Here is a 25,547-nt window from a genome sequence, read left to right as displayed (position 1 = left end):
TTCACTGTTCTCCTGTAGGGGGTTCGCGGCTCTCCCCGACCTGCAGGACGGGGCTCGCATCCGGCGCGGGACCGGGTGCCTGGATCGACATTCTAGCGGATTCGCCCTGCACGGCCGCGGCGACGCTCCAGCGGTTGCGCCCTTCCCGCTTGGAGCGGTACATGGCCTCGTCGGCCGCGGCGATCAGTGCCTCGCCGTCGCACGCATGGTCGGGATAGAAGGCGATGCCCAGGCTGGCGGTGAGCCCGGCGGGCCGGCCGCCGAACACGAAGCGCAGCGCGCCGATGCCCTCGACGATGCGGTGCGCCAGTTCGATCAGATCGTCCTCGTCGGCATCCGGGACGAGCACGCCGAACTCGTCGCCGCCGAGGCGGAAGAACAACTCGTTGCGCCGGATGATGCCGCCCACCTCGCGCGCCAGCGTCACCAGCACCTCGTCGCCGGCCTGGTGGCCGAAGGCGTCGTTGATGGGTTTGAAGCCGTCCAGGTCGATCGCCAGCAGCCCCACCTTCACGTGGCGCCGCTCGGCGTCGGCCAGCAAGCGTTCGAGTTCCTCGTGGAAACGCCGCCGGTTGTAGAGGTTGGTCAGCGGATCGCGCTCGGCCATGGCCACCAGCTTGCGCGCGATGCTGCGCTGCTCGGTGACGTCCTCGTAGATCCACACCCGGCCGATGCCGCGCCGCCCGTGGCCGCTGTCCTCCACCACCGCCGACACTTCGGTCAGCACCCGCCCGTCCTTGAGGTGGATCTCGAACGGCGCGCTGACCTCCTGGCGGGCCACGATCTGGCGGATGTGGTCGAAGTAGGCCTCCGGCGATTCGAGCAGGCCGACCACCTTGCTTTCGAGCACCACGTCGCGCAGGCCGATCAGGTTCTCGCCGGGAGACAGGCGCCAGATGTCGAGCATGGCGCGGTTGTAGTAGAGCACGCGGTGGTCCCGGTCCATGAACAGGGTCCCCAGGCGGATCACGTTGAGCAGGGCCGACAGGCGCAGACGCTCGTCGTTGCTGCGCATCAGGTAGTTCTCGCTCAGCGCCTGCGCGCGGCGCAACTGGGCGACCGTCTCGAGCAGCTTGTACTCGGCCTCCTTGCGCCCCTGGATGTCCTCGGCCGACAGGCGCAGACCGGCCACGCTGCCGTCCTCCAGATGCAGCGGGCGCCAGCGGCAGGCGACCCAGCACACCTTGCCCTGCTCGTGCAGGAAGCGCATCTCGAAATCCTCGCCCTGCCCGCTCTCCAGCACCTTCTGCATGGCACGCTGGCAGTAGCGGCGGTCGGAGTCGTGCACGAGGAAATCGACGAAATCCCCGGCGGCGAGGCATTCGGCCGGCAGCCGTCCGGTCAGGCGTTCGATGGAGGGGCTGATCCACTCCAGGCGGAGGCCGGCGCCGAACAGCGCCTCCACGCCATGCACGCCTTCGGCCACTTCGCGTAGCCGGCGCAGCTCGGCGGCCACGGCCTCGATGCGGGCGAGCGGTTCGGCCGCGTCCTTCGCCGCACCGGCGGGCAGTGTGAACACGCCCGAGGCCGCCATCCGCGTCAGGCCGTTCTCCAGACGCCGCTGCTCGTCGCTGCCCCGTTCGCCGCCGCGCTGCAGGCCGCAGTACATCGCCACGGCGCCGAGCAGGCCGGCGAAGGGCACGACCCCCCACCCCAGGTCCACCGCCAGCGCCATCGCGGCCACCACGCCGGCGCCGATGCCGGCGAGCACGGCCATGGCCAGAAGACGCGCATGCCCGCTCACCGGCGCCCTCCCCGCCAGCGGCATCTGGCGTTCCGGATCGAGCGGGCGGTGGTTCTCATAGGTTCTTCACGAAAACCTTGGAACGGCGCTGGTAGTTGTACAGCTCGCGCTTCTGCCGCGGCAGCGCCTCGGGGCCGATCTCGCTGAAACCCCGCTCGCGGAACCAGTGCGCGGTGCGCGTGGTGAGCACGAACAGGCGCTCCAGACGCTGGGCGCGCGCGCGCCGCTCGATGCGGCGCAGCAACTGGTCGCCCAGGCCGGCGCGGCGGTACTCGGGGGTCACCGCCAGGCAGGCCAGCTCGGCGGCGTTGTCCTCGGAGAACGGATACAGCGCCGCGCACCCCACCAGCACGCCGTCGTGCTCGACCACCGTGAAGCGCTCGATCTCCTGCTCCAGCAATTCGCGCCCGCGCCGCACCAGCGTGCCGTCGGCCTCCATGGGGCTGATCAGCGCCACCAGCGCGCCCACGTCCTCCACGGTGGCCTCGCGCAGGCGGAAGAGCGGCGCGCGCGACACCACGGTGCCGACGCCGGCGTGGGTGAAGAACTCCAGCAACAGGCCGCCGTCCTTGTCGCGGTCGATCAGGTGGGCGCGCGCCACGCCGCGGCGCACCGCACGCAGCGCGCAGGGCAGGAAGAGGTGCAGATCCTCGGTGAGCCCTTCGCCCGCTTCCAGCATGCGCTCGGCCTCATCGGCGGTCACCGAGTCGATCAGCTTGCCGTCGGCATCCAGCAGGCCGGGCGCGTCGCACAGGTAGATCAGCTTCTCGGCCTTGAGCGCGACGGCCACGGTCTCGGCCACCTCCTCCATGCACAGGTTGAATATCTCTCCCGCCGGGGAGACGCCCAGCGGCGAGATCAGCACCACGTTCTGCTGGTCCAGGTCGGCGTTGATCTCGTCGGCGACGATCTTGCGCACCGCGCCGGTGTATTGGTAATCGACGCCATCCACCACGCCCACCGGGCGCGCGGTGATGAAGTTGCCGCCGGTCACGCGCATGTAGCTGCCGGCCATGGGCGTGTTGGGCAGGCCTTGGGACAGCAGCGCCTCGACCTCGATGCGGGTGACCGCCATGGCCGCCTTGACGCATTCGAGCGCCTGCGCGTCGGTGACGCGCAGGCCGTTGTGGAAGCGCGGCTCCAGCCCGCGCCGCAGCAGTTCGGCATCGATCTGCGGCCGCGCCCCATGCACCAGCACCAGGCGGATGCCCAGCGCCGCGAGCAGGTTGCAGTCGTAGGCCAGGCGCTGGGCGGAATCGCCGCTCGCCACCTCGCCGCCGAAGGCGATGACGAAGGTCTTGCCGCGGAAGGCGTGGATGTAGGGCGCCGCGCCGCGCACCCAGGCGACGAACTGCGCGGTGGGATCGGCGGCCGTGCTGTCGGCCGCCGCGGCCGGTTCGGGGGGCTGGGGGAGTTCCGCGTTCACCGCTGTGTCCTGGGGGTTGGGGACGGCTGCTGCGCGACCTGCGGCGGCCTCCGGTTACGTTGCCGCCATTCTATCCCAAGGCCTCTTCCAGCCGCTCGCACAGGGTGCGCAGGATCTTGATGCGGGCATAGTATTTGTTGTCGGCTTCGACCAGCGTCCACGGGGCGTTTTCCGTGCTCGTGCGGTCCACCATGTCGCACACCGCCTGGGCGTACTGGTCGGCCTTTTCCCGGTTGCGCCAGTCTTCGGCGGTGATCTTGAAGCGCTTGTGCGGCTCGGCCTCCCTTTCCTTGAAGCGCGCGAGCTGCTCGTCGGCGCTGATGGCCAGCCAGAACTTCACCACCACCGCCCCGGCGTCGATCAGTTGATCCTCGAAATCGTTGATCTCGGCGTAGGCGCGCATCCAGTCGGCCTCGGAGCAGTAGCCCTCCACCCGCTCCACCAGCACCCGGCCGTACCAGGAGCGGTCGAAGATGGTGACCTTGCCCTGCCCCGGCAGGTGGCGCCAGAAACGCCACAGGTAGGGCTGGGCGCGCTCTTCTTCGGTGGGCGCGGCGATGGGCACGATGCGGAACACGCGCGCGTCCAGCGCCGCAGTGATGCGCCGGATGGCGCCGCCCTTGCCGGCCGCGTCCGCGCCTTCGAACACCAGGATCAGCGAGTGCTTGCGGAAGGCATCGGAACGGCGCAGCAGCGCGAGCCGCCCCTGGTACTTCTCCAGCAGTTCGCCGTACTCCTTCTTGCCCATGTCCTGCTTCAGCACCAGGCTGTTGAGCAGGTTCCGGTTGTCCACCACGGGCGGCAGCGGAGCGGCGGTCTGGCGCGGCGTCCAGCCTTTCTGCACGGCGTCGATGCGCTTGCGCAGCGCATCGAGCAGGGTACGGCCGACCAGCAGGGAACGGAAGCGCTCGTCGGAGCCGTCCACGATCAGCCACGGCGCATCGCCGGTGCTGGTGTGGCGCAGCAGGTGCTCGGCGGTCTCCCGGTAGCGGTCGTAGAGCTTGGCGTACCTCCAGTCGCGCTCGGTGACCCGCCAGCGCGTATTGGGGTTCTTCTCCAGCGCCTTCAGGCGGGCCTTCTGGCCTTCCTTGGAAAGATGGAACCACAGCTTGATCAGCAGCACGCCCTCGTGCACCAGCATGGCCTCGAAGCGGTTGATGGCATCCACCTGCTGGTCGAGCTCGGCACGCTTGCTGATCTTGTTCACGCGCGCATGGATGGGTTCCGAGTACCAGTTGCCGAACAGCACGCCGATCTTGCCCTTGGGCGGCAGGGCCCGCCAGAAGCGCCACATGAAGGGGCGCTCGGCCTCCTCCGACGAGGGCGCGTCGAAGGCCCAGGTCTCGATGTGGCGCGGGTCCATCCACTCGTTGAGAAGATTGACCGTCTCGCCCTTGCCCGCACCGTCCACGCCGTTGATCAGTACCACCACGGCGAACTGCTTCAGGTCCAGCAGATCGAACTGGGCGTCGAGCAGTTGCGCGCGCAGCGGCGGCACCGCTGCCTCGTATTCGGCCTTTTCGGTCTTGTGGCCGAGTTCCGCGGATTCGAACATGCCGTCATCCCTCTGGTTGTCTGTTCAATGCCTGCTCAGTGCCGCGAGGCCCGGATTTCGTTCATTTCCCGTCGAGTGCGGCGCTCAGAAATCGCCCCACAGCGCCTGCAGCGCGGCCAGCGCCGCGAGCCCGGCGGTTTCGGTGCGCAGCACGCGCGGCCCCAGGCCGAGCGGCTCGGCCCCGGCCCGCAGGCAGGCCGCCAGTTCGGCGTCGGACCATCCCCCTTCCGGGCCGATCAGCAGATGCAGCGGCTCACCGGTCCGGGGCGGCGCGAGTTCGCGCAGCGGCCGGCCGCCCTCGGGGGCCAGCACCAGCTTGCGCACCGTGCGCGCGGCGGCCAGATAATCGTCGAGCGCAACGATGGGCTCCACGTCCGGCAGCCGGTTGCGCCCGCACTGCTCGCAGGCCGCCACCGCCACCTGGCGCCAGTGGGCGAGGCGCTTTTCAGCCCGCTCGCCCGCCAGGCGCAGCACCGAGCGCGCCGCCGTCACCGGCACCACGCCCGCCGCCCCCAGTTCGGTGGCCTTCTGCACGATCCAGTCCATCTTGTCGCCGCTCGCCAGCGCCTGCACCAGCACCACCGCCAGGGGCGATTCGCGCTCCACCACCCGGACGGCTTCCAGCCGTGCCGACCACTGCCGTCCGCTTACCGCGAGGCGGGCGGGGACCTCGCCGCCGCGGCCGTCGAACAGGACCACCGCATCGCCGTCCTGCAGGCGCAGCACGCGCGCGGCATGGTGGGCGAGCGCCTCGGGCAGCCGCACTTCGCCGCCGGCAGGCAGCGCCTCGGGGAAAAAGAAGCGTGAAATCATCGTGCTATTATAGGGAACGCGTAATAACGATGCGGGTTTCGATGAGGCTCACCGCCCATTCTGCCTGCATTCCCGCCTTACGCCCGTGCCCGCCATACCGGCGGCGCCGAACCCCGGTACAGGACACCCCGAGATGCCGACCGCCTCACACCGTCTCGCCCGCGCCCGGGCGCTGGAATCGCTGGTACGCGACATCGCGCGGGAGGAAATCCTGCCGCGCCACCTGAAGTCCGCCCGCAACCGCAAGTCCGACGGCTCGCTGTTCACCGAGGCGGACGTGGAATCCCAGCGCCGCTTCACCGAGGAACTGCCCAGCCTGCTGCCCGGCCCGGTGCTGGGCGAGGAGATGACGCCCGAGGAGCAGGCACGCCTGTGGAGCGACGGCAAGCGCGGCCTGTGGTGCATAGACCCCATCGACGGCACCACCAACTTCGCCAACGGCATTCCCTTCTTCGCCGTGTCCATCGCCTACCTGGTGGACCACGAACCGCGCTTCGGCGTGGTGTACAACCCGGTCACCGACGAATCCTTCTACGCCGCGCGGGGCGCCGGCGCCTTCCTCAACGGCGCGGCCCTGCCCTTGCGCCCGGCCGCAACCTCGCTCCAGGATGCCGTGGCCGGGGTGGACTTCAAGCGCATCAGCCACCACCTGGGTGACGAACTGGCGGTGCGGCCGCCCTACTATTCGCAGCGCAACTTCGGTTCCAGCGCGCTGGAATGGTGTTTCGTCGCCGCCGGCCGGCTCGACGTCTACCTGCATGGCGGGCAGATGCTGTGGGACTACGCCGCCGGGCGCCTGATCCTGGCCGAAGCGGGCGGCGAGGCCGCGGCCCTGGACGGCGGCTCGTTGATGGCCGGCCCCGCGGTCAAGCGCGGCGTCGTCGCGGCGGCCACTCCGGCGCTCTTCGCCGAGTGGCGCGCCTGGCTCAATGCCCATTCCTGAGCACGCTATCATTCGCTGGTTCTCCCTCATTCGAGCCTGCCCCCATGGACCGACCCGCCACCGACCCGGCGTCCGGCGCCGCCCCCGGCGAGCGCCGCAGCTACCACTACGTGCGGGAGATCTTCGACCAGGCCTATGAGTTGATCGGCCCGTTCTTCGCCAGGGAGAACCGCTGGGGCAACGCCACCCTGGACCATCTGGCCTACCGCGTACTGAGGGAGAATTATCCGCAACTGTCCTTCGAGGAAGTGTACGTGCTGGTGGTCGCCTCGAAACGCGTCTACACCGAACGCCGGCTCGAACGGCCGGATGCCGCCGGCTAGGGAAGGGAGCACGAACATGTCGCTGAAGCATCCCATCATCGCCGTCACCGGTTCGTCCGGAGCCGGCACCACCACGGTCAAGCACACCTTCGAAGCCATCTTCCACCGGGAAAACGTCAACGCGGCCGTCGTCGAGGGCGACAGCTTCCACCGCTACACCCGCGACGAGATGAAGCGCCACATCGAAGAGGCCGAAGCGCGCGGCGAACGCGGTGTCAGCCACTTCGGCCCGGAAGCCAACCTGTTCGAAGAGCTGGAACACCTGTTCCGCGCCTACGGCGAATCGGCCACCGGGCGCCGGCGCTGGTACGTCCACAACGAGGAGCAGTCGGTGCGGCGCAACCTGCCCATGGGCACCTTCACCGAATGGGAAGACCTGCCGGTGGGCACCGACTGCCTGTTCTACGAAGGCCTGCACGGCGCGGTGCAGACCGACACCGTGGACGCGGCCCGCCACGTGGACCTGCTGATCGGCGTGGTGCCGACCATCAACCTGGAGTGGATCCAGAAGCTGCACCGGGACACCAAGCTGCGCGGCTATTCCAAGGAAGCCGTGCAGGACACCATCCTGCGCCGCATGCACGACTACGTGCACTACATCGTGCCCCAGTTTTCCCGCACCCACATCAACTTCCAGCGCGCGCCGGTGGTGGATACCTCCAACCCCTTCATCGCCCGGGACGTGCCCACGCTGGAGGAATCCATGGTGGTGATCCGCTTCAAGGACCCGCGCGGGGTGGATTTCCCCTACCTGATCACGATGATAGACGGCGCCTTCATGAGCCGCGCCAACACCATCGTCATCCCCGGCGGCAAGCTCGACCTGGCCATGCAATTGATCCTCACCCCCCTCATCTGGAAGCTGATGGAACGCCGCCGGCAGTGGGTGTAGGAACGGGCTTGCCCGCGATGCGGCGGTGGTTTCCTCGTAGGCCGCATCGCGGGCAAGCCCGCTCCTGCCGGGAGGCCGCGGGGGAGCGCAAAAGCAGGCGCCGCTACCAAAAGAGGCTGCTTTTCGGCGATAATTTGCGTTTTTTCCAGCCGCTGCCGGCGGCTTTCCGAGGAAACCATGTCGCTCCCCCGAAACGTCAAGCCCCCGGTTTTCAACGAAATCACCGGCGCCATCCGCGCGCTGGCGATGGATGCGGTGCAACAGGCCAACTCCGGCCACCCGGGCGCGCCGCTGGGCATGGCGGAGATCGCCGAGGTGCTGTGGCGCCGCCACCTCAAGCACAACCCGGCCAACCCCAGGTGGGCGGACCGCGACCGCTTCGTGCTCTCCAACGGCCACGGCTCCATGCTGCTGTACGCGTTGCTGCACCTTACCGGCTACGACCTGCCCATCGAGGAGATCAAGCGCTTCCGCCAGTTGCACAGCAGGACGCCGGGCCATCCGGAATACGGCTATGCGCCGGGCGTGGAAACCACCACCGGCCCGCTCGGCCAGGGTGTCACCAACGCGGTCGGCATGGCGCTGGCGGAGAAGGTGCTGGCGGCCGAGTTCAACCGTCCCGGCCATGAAGTCGTCGACCACCGCACCTGGGTCTTCCTCGGCGACGGCTGCCTGATGGAAGGCATCAGCCACGAAGCCTGCTCGCTGGCCGGCACCTGGGGGCTGGGCAAGCTCACCGCCTTCTACGACGACAACGACATCTCCATCGACGGCCACGTCTCCGGCTGGTTCACCGACGACACCCCGAAGCGCTTCGAAGCCTACGGCTGGCAGGTGATCCGCGACGTGCAGGGCCACGACCCGGCCGCAATCGAAGCGGCCATCGAACAGGCGAAGGCCAACACCACCCAGCCCACGCTGATCTGCTGCAAGACCGTGATCGGCGCGGGTTCGCCCAACAAGCAGGGTAGCCACGACGTGCACGGCGCCCCGCTGGGCGCGGCCGAGATCGCCGCCACGCGCGAGCACATCGGCTGGAACCACGCCCCGTTCGAGATTCCCGCCGACGTGTACGCCGCCTGGAACGCCCGCGACAAGGGTGCCGCCGGCGAAGCCGAGTGGAACGCCCGGTTTGCCGCCTACCACGCCGCCCACCCGGAACTGGCCGCCGAATTCGAGCGCCGCATGGCCGGCGAACTGCCGGCGGACTGGAACGCCCACGTGGAGGCCGTGCTCGCCAAGGTCATCGACAAGGCCGAGACCATCGCCACCCGCAAGGCCAGCCAGAACAGCATCGAAGCCTATGCGCCCGTCCTGCCCGAACTCATCGGCGGTTCGGCGGACCTGGCCGGTTCCAACCTCACCCTGTGGTCGGGCGCCAAAGGCGTGAGCCGCGAAACCGGCGGCAACTACGTGTATTACGGCGTGCGTGAATTCGGCATGGCGGCGATCGCCAACGGCCTCAGCCTGCACGGCGGGCTGATCCCCTACACCGCCACCTTCCTGATGTTCAGCGAGTACGCCCGCAACGCCCTGCGCATGGCCGCGCTGATGAAGCTGCGCCAGGTCTTCGTGTTCACCCACGATTCCATCGGCCTGGGCGAGGACGGCCCCACCCACCAACCGGTGGAGCAGATCGCCACGCTGCGCCTGATCCCCGGCATGGACGTATGGCGCCCCTGCGACACGGTGGAATCCGCCGTGGCCTGGGCCCACGCCATCGAGCGCAGGAACGGTCCCAGCTCCCTGTGCTTCTCCCGCCAGAACCTGCCCTTCCAGGCGCGCAGCGCCCAGCAGGTGGCCGACATCCGCCGCGGCGGCTACGTGCTTTCCGAAGCCGCGGGCGGCGAGCCGAAGGCGGTGATCCTCGCCACGGGTTCGGAAGTGGCCCTGGCCGTCGCCGCGCAGAAGGCGCTGGCCGAGGAAGGCATCCCGGTACGCGTGGTGTCCCTGCCTTCCACCAACGTCTTCGACCGCCAGGACGCGGCCTACAAGGCGGCCGTGCTGCCGACCGGCGTGCCGCGCGTCGCGGTGGAAGCCGGCGTCACCGACTACTGGCGCAAGTACGTGGGCGCCGTGGACAGCGCCCAGGGCGTGGTGATCGGCATCGACCGCTTCGGCGAATCCGCCCCGGCCGGCGAACTCTTCAAGCATTTCGGCATCACTGCGGAAGCGGTGGCCGGCGCCGTGCGCCAGGTGCTCGCCCGCTGATCGATCCCAGCCGCGGCGCGCGGCCGGACAGGCCGGGTCGGCGCGGCACCGTTCTTAGTACCGAGGAGAAACCCATGACCATCAAGGTTGCCATCAACGGTTACGGCCGCATCGGCCGCTGCACGCTGCGCGCCCTCTACGAGCTCGGCCTGCGCGACCGTTTCGAGATCGTCGCCGTCAACGCCTCCGGCGATCTCGCCACCAACGCCCACCTGACCAAGTACGACACCACCCACGGCCGTTTCCGCACCGAGGTGGCGACCGAGGGCGACAACACCCTGATCGTCGGCGGCGACCGCATCCCCTTCTACTCCACCAAGAACCCGCTGGAGACCGATTGGGGCAGGCACGGCGTGGACGTGCTGCTGGAATGCACCGGCGCCTACACCACCAAGGCCAAGGCCGAGGTGCACCTCAAGCAGGGCGCGAAGAAGGTGCTGATCTCCGCGCCGGGCGGCGACGACGTGGATGCCACCATCGTCTACGGTGTGAACCACGACATCGTCACCCCGGCCATGACCGTGGTCTCCAACGCCTCGTGCACCACCAACTGCCTGGCCCCGGTGGCCAAGGTGCTGCAGGACGCCATCGGCATCGAGAAGGGCCTGATGACCACCATCCACGCCTACACCAACGACCAGGTGCTGGTGGACGTGCGCCACAAGGACCTGCGCCGCGCGCGCGCCGGGGCGCAGAACATCATCCCCACCAAGACCGGCGCGGCCAAGGCCGTGGGCCTGGTGCTGCCGGCGCTGAAGGGCAAGTTCGACGGCTTCGCGCTGCGCGTGCCGACCATGAACGTGTCCCTGGTGGACCTCACCTTCACCGCCAGCCGCGCCACTTCCAGGGACGAGATCAACGCCCTGATGCACGAGGCCGCCAGGGGCGCGCTGAAGGGCGTGCTGGCCGTGAACGAGGACCCGCTGGTGTCCAGCGACTTCAACCACGACTCCCACTCCTCCGTGTTCGACGCCACCCAGACCCGCGTCATGGACGGCAACCTGGTCAAGGTGCTGGCCTGGTACGACAACGAGTGGGGCTACTCCTGCCGCATGCTGGACGCCGCCCGCGTGCTGGCCGGGGCGCGCTGAGCCAGCCCTGACGACGGGCCGCCCGCCGGGCGGCCCGCCTCTTTCCATCCACCGCTGCGCCCGCCCCCATGCCCCTGCGCCTCGCGATCAACGGCTACGGCCGCATCGGCCGCTGCTTCCTGCGCGCGCTGCATGAGTCGCCCTTCCGCGAACGCTACCGCGTGGTGGCGATCAACGAGCCGGCGGACCTGGCCAGCATCGCCTACCTGACCCGCTTCGACTCCACCCACGGGCGTTTCCCCGGCAAGGTGGAGACCACCGCCGACGGCCTCGTCATCGACGGCGAACCCGTGACCGTGACCCACGCCGACAGCCCGGAAGCGGTGGACTGGGCGGCCATGAACCTGGACGTGGTGGTGGAATGCTCCGGGCGCTACGGCCGGCGCCTGGAACTGGAACGCTTCCTCAAGGCCGGCGCGCCCCGCGTGCTGCTCTCCCACCCCGGCCACGGCGCCGAGGACGTGGACGCCACCGTGGTGTACGGCGTCAACCACGAGGCGTTGAGCGGCGCCGAGCGCATCGTCTCCAACGCCTCCTGCACCACCAACGCCGCGGTGCCGGTGCTCGCCGTGCTGGACGAGGCCTTCGGCCTGGAGCACGCGCTGCTCACCACGCTGCACTCGGCCATGAACGACCAGCCGCTGATCGACGGCTACCACCACGCCGACCTGCGCCGCACGCGCTCGGCCATGCAGTCCATCATCCCGGTGTCCACGGGGCTGGCGCGCGGCATCGAGCGCCTGCTGCCCAAGCTCGCCGGGCGCATCGAGGCCAAGGCCGTGCGCGTGCCCACGCACAACGTGTCGGCCATCGACATCGCGCTGACCACCCGCCGCGACGTCGGCGTGGAGGCGGTCAACCGGGTGCTGCGGGAGGCGGCCGAGACCCGCTTCCCCGGCCTGCTCGCCTGGTCGGACGATCCGCACGCTTCGATCGACTTCAATCACGACCCCCATTCCGCCATCGTCGACACCAGCCAGACCCGCGCCAGCGGTACGCGGCTCGCGAGCGTGCTGCTGTGGTTCGACAACGAATGGGGCTTTGCCAGCCGCATGGTGGACACCCTGCACCACTGGCAGGCGCGCCGCCGCGCCCGACCGACACCCGACTGAACGAAAAGCCCTGGAGACCCTCATGAAAGTGAAGAAGCTCACCGACCTCGACGTGCGCGGCAAGAAGGTGTTCATCCGCGCCGACCTCAACGTGCCCCAGGACGAGGCCGGCAACATCACCGAGGACACCCGCATCCGCGCCTCCATCCCGTCCATCCAGTACTGTCTGGACCAGGGCGCCGCGGTCATGGTGACCTCCCACCTGGGCCGCCCCACCGAAGGCGTGGTCGGCCCGGACGACACCCTGGCACCGGTCGCCGTGCGTCTCGGCCAGTTGCTGAAGACGCCGGTGCGCCTGATCGCCGACTGGGTGGACGGCGGCTTCGAGATCAAGCCGGGCGAGGTCGTGCTGCTGGAGAACTGCCGCTGCAACAAGGGCGAGAAGAAGGACAACGAGGAACTGGCGAAGAAGATGGCCGCCCTGTGCGACGTCTACGTCAATGACGCCTTCGGCACCGCCCACCGGGCCGAGGCCACCACCCACGGCATCGCCCGCTTCGCCCCGGTGGCCTGTGCCGGCATGCTGATGGGCGCCGAGATCGACGCGCTCACCAAGGCCCTGTACCAGCCGGCGCGCCCGCTGGTGGCCATCGTCGGCGGCGCCAAGGTGTCCACCAAGCTCACCATCCTCAAGACCCTGGCCGAGAAGGTGGACCAGCTCATCGTCGGCGGCGGCATCGCCAACACCTTCCTGCTCGCCGCCGGCAAGCGCATCGGTGAATCGCTGGCCGAGCCGGAAATGGTGCGCGAGGCCCAGCAGGTCATGGACATCATGAAGTCCCGCGGCGCCGAAGTGCCGCTGCCGGTGGACGTGGTGGTGGCCGACGAGGTCTCCGCGCTGGCGCGCGCCAACCGCATCCCGGTGGACGACGTGAGCCCCCACGACCGCATCCTGGACATCGGCCCCAAGTCCTCGGCCAAGCTCGCCGACCTCATCGCCCACGCCGGCACCATCGTCTGGAACGGCCCGGTGGGCGTGTTCGAGCACGCCCAGTTCGCCGGCGGCACCAAGATGATGGCCTCGGCCATCGCCCACTCGGAAGCCTTTTCGATTGCCGGCGGCGGCGACACCCTGGCGGCCATCGCCAAGTTCGACATCGCTGGCGACGTGGGCTACATCTCCACCGGTGGTGGCGCCTTCCTGGAATTCCTCGAAGGCAAGACCCTGCCCGCCATCGCCGCGCTGGAAGCGCGCTTCCAGGACTGAGGCCGGCGTCCGGAGTGCAGCACTTCAGAACGTCGCCAGCACGTTGAGGAACCAGCCCCGGCTGTCGTAGGACAGGTCGGTCAGATCGTCGGAGTAGTCCGTGAAGTTGTAGCCCACGCCCACCTTCACGTGCTGCCCGACGTGGCGGTAGACCGCCACCAGGGCGCCCGCGCGCGCATCGTCGGCCTCGGTGGCGCGCAGCTTGCGCCACTCCAGCAGCGCATCCCATTCGCGCACGAAATGCCAGTCGGCGCGCAGCACGAGGAGGTCCGCGCGGCTCTTGAACCACTCGCTGTCCGGCTGGGTGAATTTCAGTTCGCCGATGCGCACGCCGTACTTCGCGCCCAGGGAGAGCCACGGCCGGGCGTCCCAGATGGTGTCGATGGAGAACACCTGGCTGCGCTGCGCGTAGTCGGCGCTCTGCCCGCTGGCGGACAACTGCCCGGACGAAGGCACGTTGTGATAGTTGGTGTACTTGACCAGCGTGTTCCAGCGGTCGTTGTCGATGGGCCGGTAGGCCGCGCCCAGCACGATCTCGTGGAAGTCGCCGTCCCAGAAGCTGCCGCCGCTGTTGCTGCTGCGCGAGACGTTGAGCTTGCCGATCAGCCGCCAGGACGGATCGGCCTGGTAGCCCAGGGAGTTGCGCGTCAGCCAGGTGCGGCCGGTGCCGGTGGACGATTCGTCGCGGCGGTATTCCAGGCTGCCGGCGTAGCGGGTCTTGTCCTTGCGGTAGCCCACCGAGAAGCCCACCGCATTGCGCTCGAAGTCGCCGCCGAGGGGGTCGCTGATCTCGCCGGTCTCGTACTTCATGCCCACGGTCCAGTGGTCGATGGGGGCCAGGTCCACGCCGAAGGCATGGGTCAGGCCCTGGGGCCCGGCGCCGTGGGTGTAGCGGTTCTCGCCGAACACCCGCGTGGTCTCGCTGACGCGGTAGTCCGCCCCGCTCACCCAGGTGCCGTGGCGGCCGCGCCAGGCGTACTCGGGGTCCTCGGTCTCGATGACGTAGTTCAGGTAGGCGTTGCTGCGGTCGCTGATGCGGTACTCGCCGCCCAGCAGGCCGCCCGGCCCGCCGCTGCCGCCGGAGGCCTCGGCGCGCAGGCGCAGGCGGTCGTTGACCTGCACGCTGCCGCCGAGGCCGGCGCGGTTGTTGTCGTCCCGTTCGCCGCTGCGCGCCACCGTGCCCTGCACGTAGCCGTAGGCGGACCAGTCCGCGGCGGCGCCGTCCTCGCCCCGCGGCTGGTAGTCGAGCCGCGCCACCACGTCGGTGCGCCGCCCTTCCTGGGCCAGCGTGGGGCTGGCGATCAGCCCCGGCGCGGTGTTGCGCCGCTCGTCGTGGCGCACGCCGCCGGTCACCGCCCATTCCTCGTCGAGCTGGCGGCGCCAGCCCGCCTCGGCGTTGTCGCGGTCCTGGATGTCGCCATCGCGCGCGTCGGCCTTCACGGTGACGCGGTCGCGCGCGCTCACGTCCACTTCCGCCCGCGCGCCGTACTGGGTCACCGCCTCGCCGGCCACCGCGATCTGCCCCGGCCCGGTGTAGCCGGCGTCCCGGTCCTGCCAGTAGGCCGCCACTTCACCGTCCAGCGTCTCGCTCACTTCGCCGAGTTGCACCCGCGCCTCGATGCGCCGCGCGTTGGCGGCGCCGGAGGCCGTGGCGCTCTGGGCGAAGCCGTAGCCGCCATCCACCGAACTCACCAGGGAATCCGGCGCCCCGGTGGAGCGCGCGAACTCCGCATGCACCGTGGTGCCCGGCGCCACGCGGAACAGCACGTCGGCGCCCTTGAGGGTCTGGCGGGCCTCGTCCTCGCCCTGGCGGAAGCCGGTGAGGCCCAGGCGCAGGTGGTCGTTGGCCCAGTACGTGGCGCGCACGCCCGCGGCCAGGCCGTCCACCCGCTCGAAGCCGGGCACGTACTCGTAGCCCACCACCAGGTGCAGCGGATGGCCCGACAGGGCCGAACTGCTCACCAGGCTGGTGCCCGCCGCCGTGGACGACAGGGGCGAACTCAGCAGCAGCCGGCCCTGCAGGTAGTTGATGTCGTAGTCCAGCCCCGGGGTGAGCGAGCGGCGCTCCAGCACCAGGCCGGAATCCCGGTCGCGCACTTCCACCCACACCCGCTCCGAGCCCTGGGTGATGTCCTGGTGGCGCAGGTAGTACAGGGAGCCGCCGGTGCCGCGGAATTCCTCCCGCGCCGGCAGCGTGCCGGGATCGGCGGCGAAGGCTTCGGCCACCGCGCGGCGCTCGCCGAAGGCGGTGGCCGACTCGGACACGTAGCGCCCGCGCGCGCCGTACAGGCCGCGGGAATACTGCACCAGCTCGCTGCCCGTCCAACTGGTGTGGAAGTTCCCCCACATCACGTGGGAGTCGCCCTTCTCCAGGCGCACGTAGAACTTGCCCTGGGTGGGCGCGTCGTCCACGGTGGTGCTGTCGTCGCCGTACACCGGGTAGTAGGCGTCCGGGTCGATGTTGCGCAGCAGGTAGCGCGGGTCCTTGGAGGAGAAGTTGCTGAACAGGTCCTCCAGCGGCTGTTCGCGGGTGTCGGCGGCGGCGGTGAGCAGCCATTCGCCCTTGATCCTGCCTTTCAGGTAGAAGGCGCCGCGGCCGTCCACCCAGGTCTCGTTGCGGTAGTGGTCGGTGTCGCCGGTGACCAGTTCGGCATGCTCGCGGCGGCTGACCGAATTGCGCCCCACGGTGATGTCGGCCAGGGCGATGTAGAACCAGTCCTGGTCCGGGATCGAGACGTTGCGCCGGTAGCGCGCCACCCGCCCGTCCGGGTCGCTCACCGCGATCTCCACGGCATGGGGCCCGGCCGGCAGGATCTGGCGGATCACGAAGCGCCCCGCGCCGTCCACCGGCACCTGCATGCCGAGGGCGTGCACCCCGTGGCCCGCGGGCAGGTTTCGTCCGCTGACGGTGATGGTGCCGCCCCGCACCGGGATGTTGCGCAGGGCCAGGGCGTTCTCGCCCCAGCCGGTGAGGGCCTCGCGCTGCGCCGTGTCGCCGTCGGCCAGCGGCCGCGGGCGGGTGCTCACGGACAGGGTCTTGACCGCCGTCTCGTCGTAGCGCCCGCCGGCGTCATACACGCGCAGTACGTACTGGTAGTCACCGTTGCGCAGGTCGCCCGGCGGGAAGGCGCCGGTCTGGGGCGCCGCCTCGGGCACGGTCCACGCGCCGGGCGCGGACCAGTCGAGAGGCAGCACCGCCAGCGGATGGCCGTCGGCCGGATCGCCGGCGCGGAACAGGCGCACCTCGGCCCTGGCGATCCACGCCGCGTAGTTGGTGTAGCCGTGGAAATGCACGGTCTGCCCGCGCAGGCCGACGTCCTCGGCCGCCCACACGTTGAGCGCGGCGCGGGTGGCCAGGTCGTCGTACTTGACCTGGATGTCCGCCTTCTCCAGCGCCACGTCGGCGCAGCGCTGGCGGTCGGCCTCGTTGACCGGCGCAGCCTCGCCCAGCGGCTCGCCGTCCACGGTCACGCGGAAGGGCAGGTCCGCTTCCCCCGCCGCGGCGCAGGCTTCGCCGTCCACGGGCTGCGGCACCACGGCCTGTTCCCGGTACCAGGCGCGCAGTTCCACCCGCCGGTTGCGCGCCATGCCCTGCGGGCTGCCGTTGTCGGCCACGGGCCGGCTGGGTCCGTGGCCGGCGATGCTGACCACGCCCGCGTCCAGCCCCAGGGCCGTGCGCAGGTATTGCGCCACCGCCAGCGCGCGGGCTTCGGAGAGGGCCTGGTTGTCCGGGTAGCGTTCGCGGGCACGCGCCGACAGGCGCTGGCTGTCGGTATGCCCCTGCACCGCCAGGCGGATGCCGGACTTGCCGCGCAGTTCCGCCGCGATGGCGTCCAGGGTGTGCCTGGCCGCGTCCGTCAGTTCCGCGTATCCCGATTCGAAATGCACGTTGCCGTGGGCGTCGCTGAGGGTGCGTTCGAGCTGGGCGGGCGTCTCGGGGACGGCCGCGGCGCGCATGGCGGCCAGTTCGTCGCGGCTCACGCCGGAAGGCAGGGGCCAGTCGGCGGCCTGGTATTCGCCCGGCGCTGGGATGCCCTGGCGCTCGATGCGGGCGTTGTCGATGCGCTTGCCCGCCTGCTCGTCCCCGGCGGCCCAGCCGCCGTGCGGGAACAGGCTGCCGAGGGCGGCGAGCGTGGCGATCCACGACAGGCGGCGCTGCATGGCCGGACGTCGGACGTGGGCCTGGGCGCTCATTGCTGCTCTCCTTGCGCGCCCGCGGCGACGCCGATGATTTCGGTTTCCACGATGAGGGGCGGCCGCTCTCCCGGTGGTGGCGCGTCTTCCGTGCCGGCGTTGCGGTAGATATCCCGCAGTTGCCGGCCCAGGGCGTCCAGCCTGCGGGCGGCCTCCCCGTCGTCCGCCTTGCCGGCGCTGCGATAGGCCAACCGGGCCACCGCGGGGCGTTCGGCCAGTTGCGGCAGCAGTTCGCGCAGGCGCGCCTCCCAGGCGGGGGCGAGCCGGTCGCCGTCGAAGGCGCGGGCGTCCACTTCGATGCGGAACACCTTGTGCACCGTGGCGCCGAAGTTGAGCTTGACCATCTTCCCGCGCGTGGTGCGGACGTCGCGCGGGTTCTCGGTGGTCACCCGGTAGCCGCTGGGCAGCGTGCGTTCGTCGAGCTTCATGACGAAGTTGCTGCCCCGGTCCATCTGCGGGATGTCGGCGCAGGCCACGTGGAAGCGCCCTTCCGCGTCGGCGGTGACGAGCAGGCCGCGGGCGGTGACCACGCGCACGTTGGGAATGCCCGGCTCGCCCGGGTCCTGGTAGCCGTTGGCGTTGCGGTCGTCGAACACCTTGCCGATGATTTCCGAGCAGTCGAACAGCGGATCGGGAATCACCCTCACCACCGCCGAGCCCACGTTCGACACCCGGGCGCCGGCCAGCGCGTTCATGGCCCAGGCGAGGTTGGTGTACTCGCCCTCGCCGACCCCGGCGCCGACCACCAGCACCAGACGCCAGGTCTTGCTCTCCCCGGCCGCGAAGTTCTGCCCGCTCCAGTTCAGCGTGCGGCCGGCGGCGGCCGGCTCGGCCGCCACGAAGACCGTGCTGCCGCCGTGGCGCACGCTCGCGCTGCCGCTGCGGTACTTGAAGCCGGGCGGGAGCTGGTCCACCACGTCGATGCTGGTGAGGGCGGCCGCCAGGGTGTTGGTGGCGGTGATGGTGTAGGGCACCAGGCCGCCCTTGTTCACATTGACCAGGGGCGAGGTCTTGGTGATGCGGATGGCGCCGCCGAGGATGGGGTCGATGGGGATGTGGTTGTTCACCACGTCCGCCGAACTGCCCACCGTGATCTCGAGGGCGAGGTAGTACTGCGTGCTGCCCTGGTTGGCCGGCGCCAGCGCGGCGCTGCTCGCCGGGCAGGCCGCGGGGTCGTGCAGGGCCGCGCCGGCCCCCGGCGCGTCCGCGCCCGCCTGCACCGCGGCCGGCGCCGGCACGGCGCCGACGTTCAGCGTGCCGGTGCACGCGGGGATGATGGTGGAGGGCTGCGGCACGTAGCCCGCCGGATAGGTGGTCACCTCCAGGCCGTAGGTGCCGCTGGGCGCGCCGGGGCGCAGCAGGAACTGGTACAGGCCGTCGGCGCCGGTGGTCACGCTGGCGCTGCCGCCGACCAGGTGCAGCGCCGGATCGAAGCCCGCCGGCCCGCTGATCGTCACCACCGCCCCGGCGACCGGCTGGCGGGTCACGGCGTCGTAGACCACGCCGGCCGGGTCCAGCGGCAGGCTCTGCTCGACGATGTTGTCGCCGGCGTAGAAGACGAGGTCGGCCAGGGTGCCGTCGCCGGTCACCGCGCCGGCGGGGTTGCCGGCGTTGCCGCTGACCGGCTGGGCCGGGTCGTCGCGCACGCCGAGCGCCGGCACGATGCCCTGCTCGTTGGGCACGGCGCTGCCGAACACCTGGCCGGTGGTCGGTTCGACGAAGCGGATGCGGTAGCCCGGCCCCGGCGCGATGCCGGTGATGGAATAGGCCCCGGCGGCGTCCGTCTCGGCCGTGGCGACCAGGGTGTCGCCGTACAGCAGTTCGACCCGCCAGCCCGGCACGCCGGGTTCGCCGTTGCGGATGCGGTCGCCGTCGAGGTCGCGCCAGACGTGGCCCGATACCGTGGCGGCGGCGCTGACCGGGGTGGGGTCCTCGGCGCTGTTGTTGCCCTCGAAGCCGGGCGGTTCGCTGCCGCCGCTCACCGTGGCGGTGTTGATCAGGATCTGCCCCGCCAGCCCGGCGTCCACGTCCACCTGCAGCGTGATCGGCGGGGCGCTGGCGCCGCCGGCCACGACCGCGTCGGTAGCGCAGGTGACGCTCTGCCCGGCGACCGCGCACGACCAGCCGCTGCCGAACGCGGCCCGCGGCACGATGCCGGCCGGCAGCACGTCCGCCACGGTGATGGTGCCGCTGGTGGGCGAGGTGGGGCTGATGTTGCCCACCGTCAGGGTGTAGAAGCCGGTGCTGCCGCCCGCGGCGAAACTGGCCGGGCTGTGGGTCTTGGCGATGGTGAGGTCGGGCGCGTCGTCCGGACGCTCGCCGAAGTCGTTGTCGGCGGCGATCGGATTGGCCGCGTCGAGCACGATGCCGGCGATGCGGCTGGAGGTGGCGGTGGGGTTGGAAGCCGTGCCGCCGCCGCTGCCCGCGCTGGTCGTGCCGTTGCTGGTGCCCGCCGGCTGGGCCGGCTGGGTGACGGTGTAGGTGCCCAGCGGCAGGCCGGTGAAGGCGTAGCTGCCGTCCGCCGCGGTCGTTGCCGTGCGGCTCACCGGGTTGCCGTTGACGTCGGTGCCGGTCAGTTCGAGCACCACGCCGCCGATGCCGTGGTCGGGGGGCGCGTCGAGCACGCCGTCGTCGTCGTAGTCGAGGAACACGCGGCCTTCGATGCGCCCGCCATGGGGGATCTCGGCGAAATCGTTGTTCGCCGCCACGGTGTTCGGCGGCAGCACGATGCCGGCGATCCCGCTCGGCAGCGTGGTGACCGGCGTGGCCGTGCCGCTGCCGCCGCCGTTGCCCACCGCGCCCGCGGTGGTGATGCCGTTGGCGGTATCGGCCGGCTGCGCGGGCTGGGTCACGGTGTAGGTGCCGGGCAGCAGGCCGTCGAAGACGTAGCGGCCGTCCGGCCCGGTGGTGGCGCTGCGGGTGACGCTCGCGCCGCTGTGGTCGGTGCCGGCGAGCACCAGCTCCACGCCGGCGATGCCGGCATCGGTGCCGTTCATGGCGCCGTTGTTGTTGTGGTCCAGGAACACGGTGCCGGAGATGGACGAGGGAACGATTTCGGCGAAATCGTTGTGGGTGGAACCGCTCACGTTGCCGCCGTCGGAGCCGAGCACGATGCCGGCGACGCGGCTGCTCTCCGCCGTGGGGTTGGACGCGCTGCCCGGCGTGCCGCCGCTGGCGCCGATGGCGACGATGCCGCCCGCGGTGGTGGTGCCGTTGACCGTGCCGGCGGGCTGGACCGGCTGGCACACCGAGTAGGTGCCGGCCGCGAGCCCGCTGAAGAGATAGTTGCCGAGGCCGTCGGTGGCCGCGGTGCCGAGCAGGGCGCCGGCGCAGTCGGGGCCGCTGCGCAGTTCGATCAGGGCCCCGGCGATGGGCGCATCCACGCCCGGATCGAAGCTGCCGTCCGGCACCACGTCGTTGTCGCGGAACACGCGGCCGGAGATGTAGCCCAGGGTGCTGACCTCCAGCCCGGCATGGGCCGGCGTGGGGTTGTTGCCGAAGTCCGTCTGCAGGCCGCCGGCGGGGATGGTGTTGGTGTACTGCCCCGGCACGGCGGCGGTGACGTCCACGCTGATGCGGCAGCCGCCGGGCGGGATGGCGGCGCCGTTCGCATAGGTGACGGTAGTCGCGCCCGGCGCGGCGGTCACCGCGCCCGGGCAGGTCTTGTCCACGTTGGGCACGGCCGCCACCACGACGGCGCCCGGTGCGGTGGGCAGGTTGTCGGTCAGCGCGCTGGTCGGGGTGAGCGCAGCGGCGTTGTCGTTGCCCAGGTGGATGGTCAGCGTGGAGATGCCGTTGGGCGGGATCACCGCCGGCTCGAACTGCTTGGCGACCGTGGGCGGCGTGGACACCACCAGTTCGGCCCGGGTCGCTTCCTCGTTGCCCACGCCCTCGGTGGTGACGACGGCGCCGGCGGGAATGGCGTTCACGTGGCTACCGGAGAGGTTGCTGAGCACATCCACGGTGAGGTCGCAGGAACCGCCGGCCGGAATGGTCGCGCCCGACAACTGCACGGCGGTGCCGGCGGGCACGGCGCTCACGGTGGCGCCGGCGCAGGTGGACCCGGCGTTGGGCGGCGTGGCCACCACCACGCCTTCCGGCAGCGCGTCCACGAAGCCCGCGCCGGTCAGCGGCGCCGCGTTGGGGTTGCTCAGGCGCACGGTGAGCACGGCGGCGGCGCCCGGCGCGCGGGTCAGGGTGCCGGTGGTGAAGCCGTCCGGGTTGCCGGCGTCGAGGGTCAGGCCGCCGAAGGCCTTGGTGACGCGCAGGGGCGACTTGGCGAGCAGGGTGTCGGTGGCGGGCTGGGAGTTGGTCGCGTTGACGCCTCCCACCACGGCGGTGATCGCACCCGCCGGAATGGTGTTCACATAGCTGCCCTGGGCGGCCACCAGCACGTCGATCTCGGCGTGGCAGGAGGCCGCCACCCCGCCCGCGGCCGCGCCCAGGCTGCCGCCCGCGACCTGCACCCGGTCGGCGGCGGGCGCCGACACCGTGGCGCCGGTGCACGTCGTGCTTGGACTGGCGCCGCTCGGCACGGTGACGCCGGCCGGCAGTTCGTCGATCACGCCGAGGCTGGTGACCGGCTGCTCGGTGGGGTTGAAGAAGGTGATGCGCAGGCGCGAGCGCTCGCCCGGCTTGACCACCTTGGGCGTGAACTGCTTGGTCAGGCCGATGTTGCTCTGGGTGGTCAGGCTGGTATTGGCCGCGCCGGCATTGGTCGTGCCCTGGTCGGTGGCCACCGCACCCGCGGGAATGGTGTTGGTGACGCCGCCCACCGAGGTGGAGCTGACGTTCACCTTGACCACGCACGAGGCGTCCGCGGCCAGCGCCACGCCCGACACGGTGACCGACGCCGCGCCCGGCGCGGCGGTGACGATGCCGCCGGGGCAGGTGGTGGTGGCCGCGGGGTTGGCCGCGATCACCATGCCGTTGGGCGTGCCGCCGGCGGTGCCGCCGACGGTGAAGTAGTCGGTGAGCGCGAGCCCGCTGAGGGCCTCGCTGCCGTTGCTGAGTTCGATGGTGAGTTCGCTCACCTGGCCGGGGAAGGTCAGCGTGCTCGGGTTGGTGAGCTTGGCCACCGCCAGGCCGGTGGGCGCCTGGTGGACCAGCGTGCCCTGCACCGCGATCTGGTTGATCACGCCGCCGTCCGCGCGGATGTTGCCCACCGGGATGGTGTTGACCCAGTTGGAGGAGCCGCTGGCGCGCACGTCGAACACCAGGTCGCAACTGCCGCCGCCGGCGATGGCCGCCCCGCTCAGTTCGACCGTGGAGGCCCCGGCCGCCGCGTTCACCGCGGCCGGGCCCGCGCAGGTGGTGTAGGCGTTGGGCGGGTCGGCCACGGTCATGCCGGCGGGCAGCGGGTCGGTGATGCCCACCCCGGTCAGCACGCCGTCGCCGGAGTTGTCCAGGCGGATGCGCACCGTGGACCGTCCGCCGGAGGCCACCGCGGCGGGCAGGAAGCTCTTGCTGCCCGACAGGGACGAGGTGTAGGTGAGGCGCGCGGTGTTCGAGGTGGCGCTCACCACGTGGGTGGTGCCGTCCGCGCGCGTCTCGGTGGCCGTGGCGGTGGCGGTGTTGTCGTACACGCCGGCGGCGCCGACCACGTCCACTTGCACCATGCAACTGCCCGGCGCGCCGGTGCCGCCGCCGGCGCGCGCCGGCACGCTGCCCCCGTTCACGCCCAGGGAGGTGGAGCCGGACACGGCGGTGATGGTGGCGGCGCCGCAGGTGGTGGCGGCGTTGGCCGGGGTGGCGATCTGCAACTGGTTGCTGCCGGAGAGCGGCAGGGTGTCGCTCAAGGCCAGGCTGGTCAGCGGGTTGGCCGAACGGTTGCTCAGGGTCAGCGTCATGCGCGTGACCTGGCCTTCGGGGCGGGAAGCCACCTCGAAGGCCTTGGCGATGGCGAGCACTTCGTCGTCGATGGCGCCGGTGGCGTTGTTGGAGGCGCCGCCGTTGCACACCGTGCCGCCGCTGTGGCACACCGCGCCGGCCGGCAACTGGTTGCCGTAGCCGGAGCCGTCCGCCGCCCCGGCGGCGGTCATCGCCCAGAAGCTGACCGTGCAACTGCCGGGGTTGTTGGGCGAAGCGCGCGCCGGCACCGTGCCGATGGCGAACACCGGCGTGCCGTCGCCGGTGGCGCCGGTGACCGACAGGCCGGAGCAGCCGCTGCCCGACAGCGTCGGCGTGTAGTCGTTGGCGCCTATGGTGCCGGTCAGGAAGGTCTGGCCGTTGGCGAGCGCGTCGGTGACGACCAGGTCGCTGATCGGCGCCGCCGACCAGTTGCGCGCCGTGACCGAGTAGCGCACCGGGTTGCCCGGCGCCGCATAGGCCGGCGACACCGACTTGAGGACGTCGAGGTTCTGATAGACGGTGACCGAGGCCGACGCGCCCTGGCTGACCACGCCCGGCGTGCCGACGAGCACGTCGCCGGCATCGAGGGCATTGGTGTACTCGCGCGGCGTGTTGGGCGACTGCACCGTGCCGGTGAAATCGATGCGCACCCAGCACGAGCCGTTGGCGGGAATCGAGCCGCCGGTGAGCTGCACGCCCTCGTCGCCGGCGGTGGCGGCGAGCGAGCCGCCGCAGTTGGTGGACTGGCCGGTCACCGCGAGGCCGTAGCCGCCGCCGCTCACGCTGTCGATCGGGCTGTCGGTGAAGCTGGTGATCGGCAGGGCGTTGCTGCTGTCGTTGTGCAGCGTGATGGTGAAGTAGCCGGCCTCCCCGCTGGCCAGGGCGCCGGCATTGACGCTCTTGGTCACCCGCAGCGGTGAACGTGCGGTGATGGGGGCGGTGGCGTCGGCCTGGGCGCGGATGCCCAGTTCGTTGTCGAAGTCGTCCGTGGCGCTGATGCGGTTGGTGCGCGCGCCGGTCGTATAGGCGCCGTTGCTGTGGCGGGCGACCACGTCCACGGCGATCGTGCATTGGCCGTTGGCCGGCACGGTCCCGCCCGCTTCCACCGCGGTGTCGCCCGCCGTGCCGCCCTGGGTGACCACGGGCGCGCCGCCGCTGGTGCAGCTCGCGGCCAGATTGGGCGGATCGGCCACCTCGATGATCGCCCCGCCGCCGCCCAGCGCCGGGAAGGCGTCGCTGATCTGGAAGCCGGGCAGCGCCACCGGGTTGGAATTGCCCACCGTGATCGTCAACCGGCTCGCCGCGCCGCCGAGCACCACGGTGGAGCTGCCGAACGACTTCTGGATGGTCGGCTGGGCCAGCGCGCGCACGTTGACCGTCTGCGTGACCGCCCCGCTGTTGGCCACCGCCGCGCCATCGTTGCCGGTCACCGCGCCGCTGCCGATGCCGTAGTCGTAGTAGGCGGCGGAGCCGCTGCTGGTGCCGGCGGTCACCGGGATCAGGATCGTGCACGTGCCGTCGGTGCTGCTGCCGTCGTGGCGCGCCGGGATGACGCCACCGCTCAGGGCGATCGCCTGCGTGCCCGGCGCCGCGGTCAGGGTGCCGCTGCCCGCCGTCGTGCTGCCCGCCGCCGGGTCGTGGCAGGTGTAGGTGGCCGCCCCCGCGATCCGCAGCCCGTTCGGCAGCGTGCCGGGCAGGGCGTTGGAAAACGCGACGGCGGTGACCGGGGCCAGGGTGTTGTTGTTCGACAGGGTGATCTGCAGGACGGTGGTCTCGCCCGGATGGATCTGGGTCGGCTGCCCCGTCTGCAGCGTGACCGAAGCCCCCAGCGCCCCATGGGCAACCGGCGCCGCGCCCAGCAGCGCCGCGGCTGCGATCGCCCCGTGCAGCCAGCCCGCCACGGGGCCGGCTGCGTGCCGCCGCCCGATGCCTTCGGTTCCTTCCTTCATGACCTGACGCCCCGCCTGCGGCGCCGGAGCCGGCGCCTGGATTCATCGAAAGCGGCCCGGCGCACGACGGCGCCAGCCCATGTCCGGCGCGAAGTCTAGGGAGGATGGAATCAGGCTTCAGTCACGTATCATCACGCGATTTTCTCAGTTCTCACACAGTCGAACGACCCGTTTGTCATTGTGCGGAAGACGGCCCCGCAGGCCGGCGGCGACCACGGCGGCCGGGCGGGCGGACGG

The 25,547-nt window shown here is 71.0% G+C and carries 13 protein-coding genes; 7 read left to right on the top strand and 6 right to left on the bottom strand.

Annotated features, from left to right (window positions below):
- Nucleotide 1 precedes the first annotated feature (1 nt).
- The 4 genes from E6O51_RS12940 to E6O51_RS12925 form a co-directional block, all read right to left on the bottom strand.
- A complete protein-coding gene (locus E6O51_RS12940; RefSeq protein WP_230976786.1) occupies nucleotides 2–1,768 on the bottom strand; it encodes a sensor domain-containing diguanylate cyclase in 1,767 nt (588 codons plus the stop codon).
- Between the two features lie 31 nt (nucleotides 1,769–1,799).
- Complete coding sequence (gene argA / locus E6O51_RS12935; RefSeq protein ID WP_136385408.1) at nucleotides 1,800–3,170, bottom strand: amino-acid N-acetyltransferase; 1,371 nt, start codon at nucleotides 3,168–3,170, stop codon at nucleotides 1,800–1,802.
- Between the two features lie 70 nt (nucleotides 3,171–3,240).
- Nucleotides 3,241–4,725 carry a polyphosphate:AMP phosphotransferase gene (gene pap, locus E6O51_RS12930; RefSeq protein ID WP_136385407.1) on the bottom strand — a complete coding sequence of 495 codons (1,485 nt, stop codon included), beginning with the start codon at nucleotides 4,723–4,725 and terminating at the stop codon, nucleotides 3,241–3,243.
- Between the two features lie 84 nt (nucleotides 4,726–4,809).
- Nucleotides 4,810–5,538 (bottom strand): 16S rRNA (uracil(1498)-N(3))-methyltransferase, encoded by a 729-nt coding sequence (locus tag E6O51_RS12925; RefSeq protein ID WP_136385406.1) that lies wholly within the window; start codon nucleotides 5,536–5,538, stop codon nucleotides 4,810–4,812.
- Between the two features lie 133 nt (nucleotides 5,539–5,671).
- On the opposite strand from E6O51_RS12925, the gene E6O51_RS12920 reads away from it, so the two are divergent.
- The 7 genes from E6O51_RS12920 to E6O51_RS12890 all read left to right on the top strand — a co-directional run bounded on the left by E6O51_RS12920 (nucleotide 5,672) and on the right by E6O51_RS12890 (nucleotide 13,317).
- Entirely contained in the window at nucleotides 5,672–6,481 is an 810-nt protein-coding gene (locus E6O51_RS12920) for an inositol monophosphatase family protein (protein WP_136385405.1), read from the top strand.
- Between the two features lie 44 nt (nucleotides 6,482–6,525).
- On the top strand, nucleotides 6,526–6,804 hold the full coding sequence (locus E6O51_RS12915; protein ID WP_136385404.1) for a hypothetical protein: 279 nt from the start codon (nucleotides 6,526–6,528) through the stop codon (nucleotides 6,802–6,804).
- Nucleotides 6,805–6,820: 16 nt separating this feature from the next.
- Nucleotides 6,821–7,696, top strand: coding sequence for a phosphoribulokinase (locus E6O51_RS12910; protein WP_136385403.1), 876 nt, complete (start codon nucleotides 6,821–6,823; stop codon nucleotides 7,694–7,696).
- A gap of 177 nt (nucleotides 7,697–7,873) precedes the next feature.
- Nucleotides 7,874–9,907 (top strand): transketolase, encoded by a 2,034-nt coding sequence (gene tkt, locus E6O51_RS12905; protein ID WP_136385402.1) that lies wholly within the window; start codon nucleotides 7,874–7,876, stop codon nucleotides 9,905–9,907.
- 74 nt (nucleotides 9,908–9,981) lie between these two features.
- Nucleotides 9,982–10,998 carry a type I glyceraldehyde-3-phosphate dehydrogenase gene (gap, locus tag E6O51_RS12900; protein WP_136385401.1) on the top strand — a complete coding sequence of 339 codons (1,017 nt, stop codon included), beginning with the start codon at nucleotides 9,982–9,984 and terminating at the stop codon, nucleotides 10,996–10,998.
- Between the two features lie 68 nt (nucleotides 10,999–11,066).
- Complete coding sequence (locus E6O51_RS12895; protein ID WP_136385400.1) at nucleotides 11,067–12,110, top strand: type I glyceraldehyde-3-phosphate dehydrogenase; 1,044 nt, start codon at nucleotides 11,067–11,069, stop codon at nucleotides 12,108–12,110.
- A 22-nt stretch (nucleotides 12,111–12,132) separates the two neighbouring features.
- A complete protein-coding gene (locus E6O51_RS12890) occupies nucleotides 12,133–13,317 on the top strand; it encodes a phosphoglycerate kinase (RefSeq protein WP_136385399.1) in 1,185 nt (394 codons plus the stop codon).
- A 24-nt stretch (nucleotides 13,318–13,341) separates the two neighbouring features.
- Here the strand turns inward: E6O51_RS12890 and E6O51_RS12885 are convergent, their stop codons facing one another.
- Both E6O51_RS12885 and E6O51_RS12880 read right to left on the bottom strand, forming a co-directional pair.
- Nucleotides 13,342–17,511 carry an OmpA family protein gene (locus E6O51_RS12885; RefSeq protein WP_211091398.1) on the bottom strand — a complete coding sequence of 1,390 codons (4,170 nt, stop codon included), beginning with the start codon at nucleotides 17,509–17,511 and terminating at the stop codon, nucleotides 13,342–13,344.
- Nucleotides 17,508–25,310 carry a DUF7933 domain-containing protein gene (locus E6O51_RS12880; RefSeq protein WP_136385398.1) on the bottom strand — a complete coding sequence of 2,601 codons (7,803 nt, stop codon included), beginning with the start codon at nucleotides 25,308–25,310 and terminating at the stop codon, nucleotides 17,508–17,510. The genes E6O51_RS12885 and E6O51_RS12880 overlap by 4 nt, the downstream gene beginning before the upstream one ends.
- Between the last annotated feature and the right edge of the window lie 237 nt (nucleotides 25,311–25,547).

Origin of the sequence: Pseudothauera rhizosphaerae (assembly GCF_004801305.1) — a bacterium.
GTDB classification, from domain to species: Bacteria; Pseudomonadota; Gammaproteobacteria; order Burkholderiales; family Rhodocyclaceae; genus Pseudothauera; species Pseudothauera rhizosphaerae.
This window is presented reverse-complemented; position numbering and strand designations above follow the sequence as displayed.

Coding starts and splice junctions, on each gene's coding strand:
- E6O51_RS12885 (WP_211091398.1), bottom strand. CDS start 17,511: ATGAGCGCCCAGGCCCACGTCCGACGTCCGGCCATGCAGCGCCGCCTG.
- E6O51_RS12895 (WP_136385400.1), top strand. CDS start 11,067: ATGCCCCTGCGCCTCGCGATCAACGGCTACGGCCGCATCGGCCGCTGC.
- E6O51_RS12910 (WP_136385403.1), top strand. CDS start 6,821: ATGTCGCTGAAGCATCCCATCATCGCCGTCACCGGTTCGTCCGGAGCC.
- tkt (WP_136385402.1), top strand. CDS start 7,874: ATGTCGCTCCCCCGAAACGTCAAGCCCCCGGTTTTCAACGAAATCACC.
- E6O51_RS12940 (WP_230976786.1), bottom strand. CDS start 1,768: ATGCCGCTGGCGGGGAGGGCGCCGGTGAGCGGGCATGCGCGTCTTCTG.
- pap (WP_136385407.1), bottom strand. CDS start 4,725: ATGTTCGAATCCGCGGAACTCGGCCACAAGACCGAAAAGGCCGAATAC.
- gap (WP_136385401.1), top strand. CDS start 9,982: ATGACCATCAAGGTTGCCATCAACGGTTACGGCCGCATCGGCCGCTGC.
- E6O51_RS12915 (WP_136385404.1), top strand. CDS start 6,526: ATGGACCGACCCGCCACCGACCCGGCGTCCGGCGCCGCCCCCGGCGAG.
- E6O51_RS12890 (WP_136385399.1), top strand. CDS start 12,133: ATGAAAGTGAAGAAGCTCACCGACCTCGACGTGCGCGGCAAGAAGGTG.
- E6O51_RS12920 (WP_136385405.1), top strand. CDS start 5,672: ATGCCGACCGCCTCACACCGTCTCGCCCGCGCCCGGGCGCTGGAATCG.
- E6O51_RS12925 (WP_136385406.1), bottom strand. CDS start 5,538: ATGATTTCACGCTTCTTTTTCCCCGAGGCGCTGCCTGCCGGCGGCGAA.
- E6O51_RS12880 (WP_136385398.1), bottom strand. CDS start 25,310: ATGAAGGAAGGAACCGAAGGCATCGGGCGGCGGCACGCAGCCGGCCCC.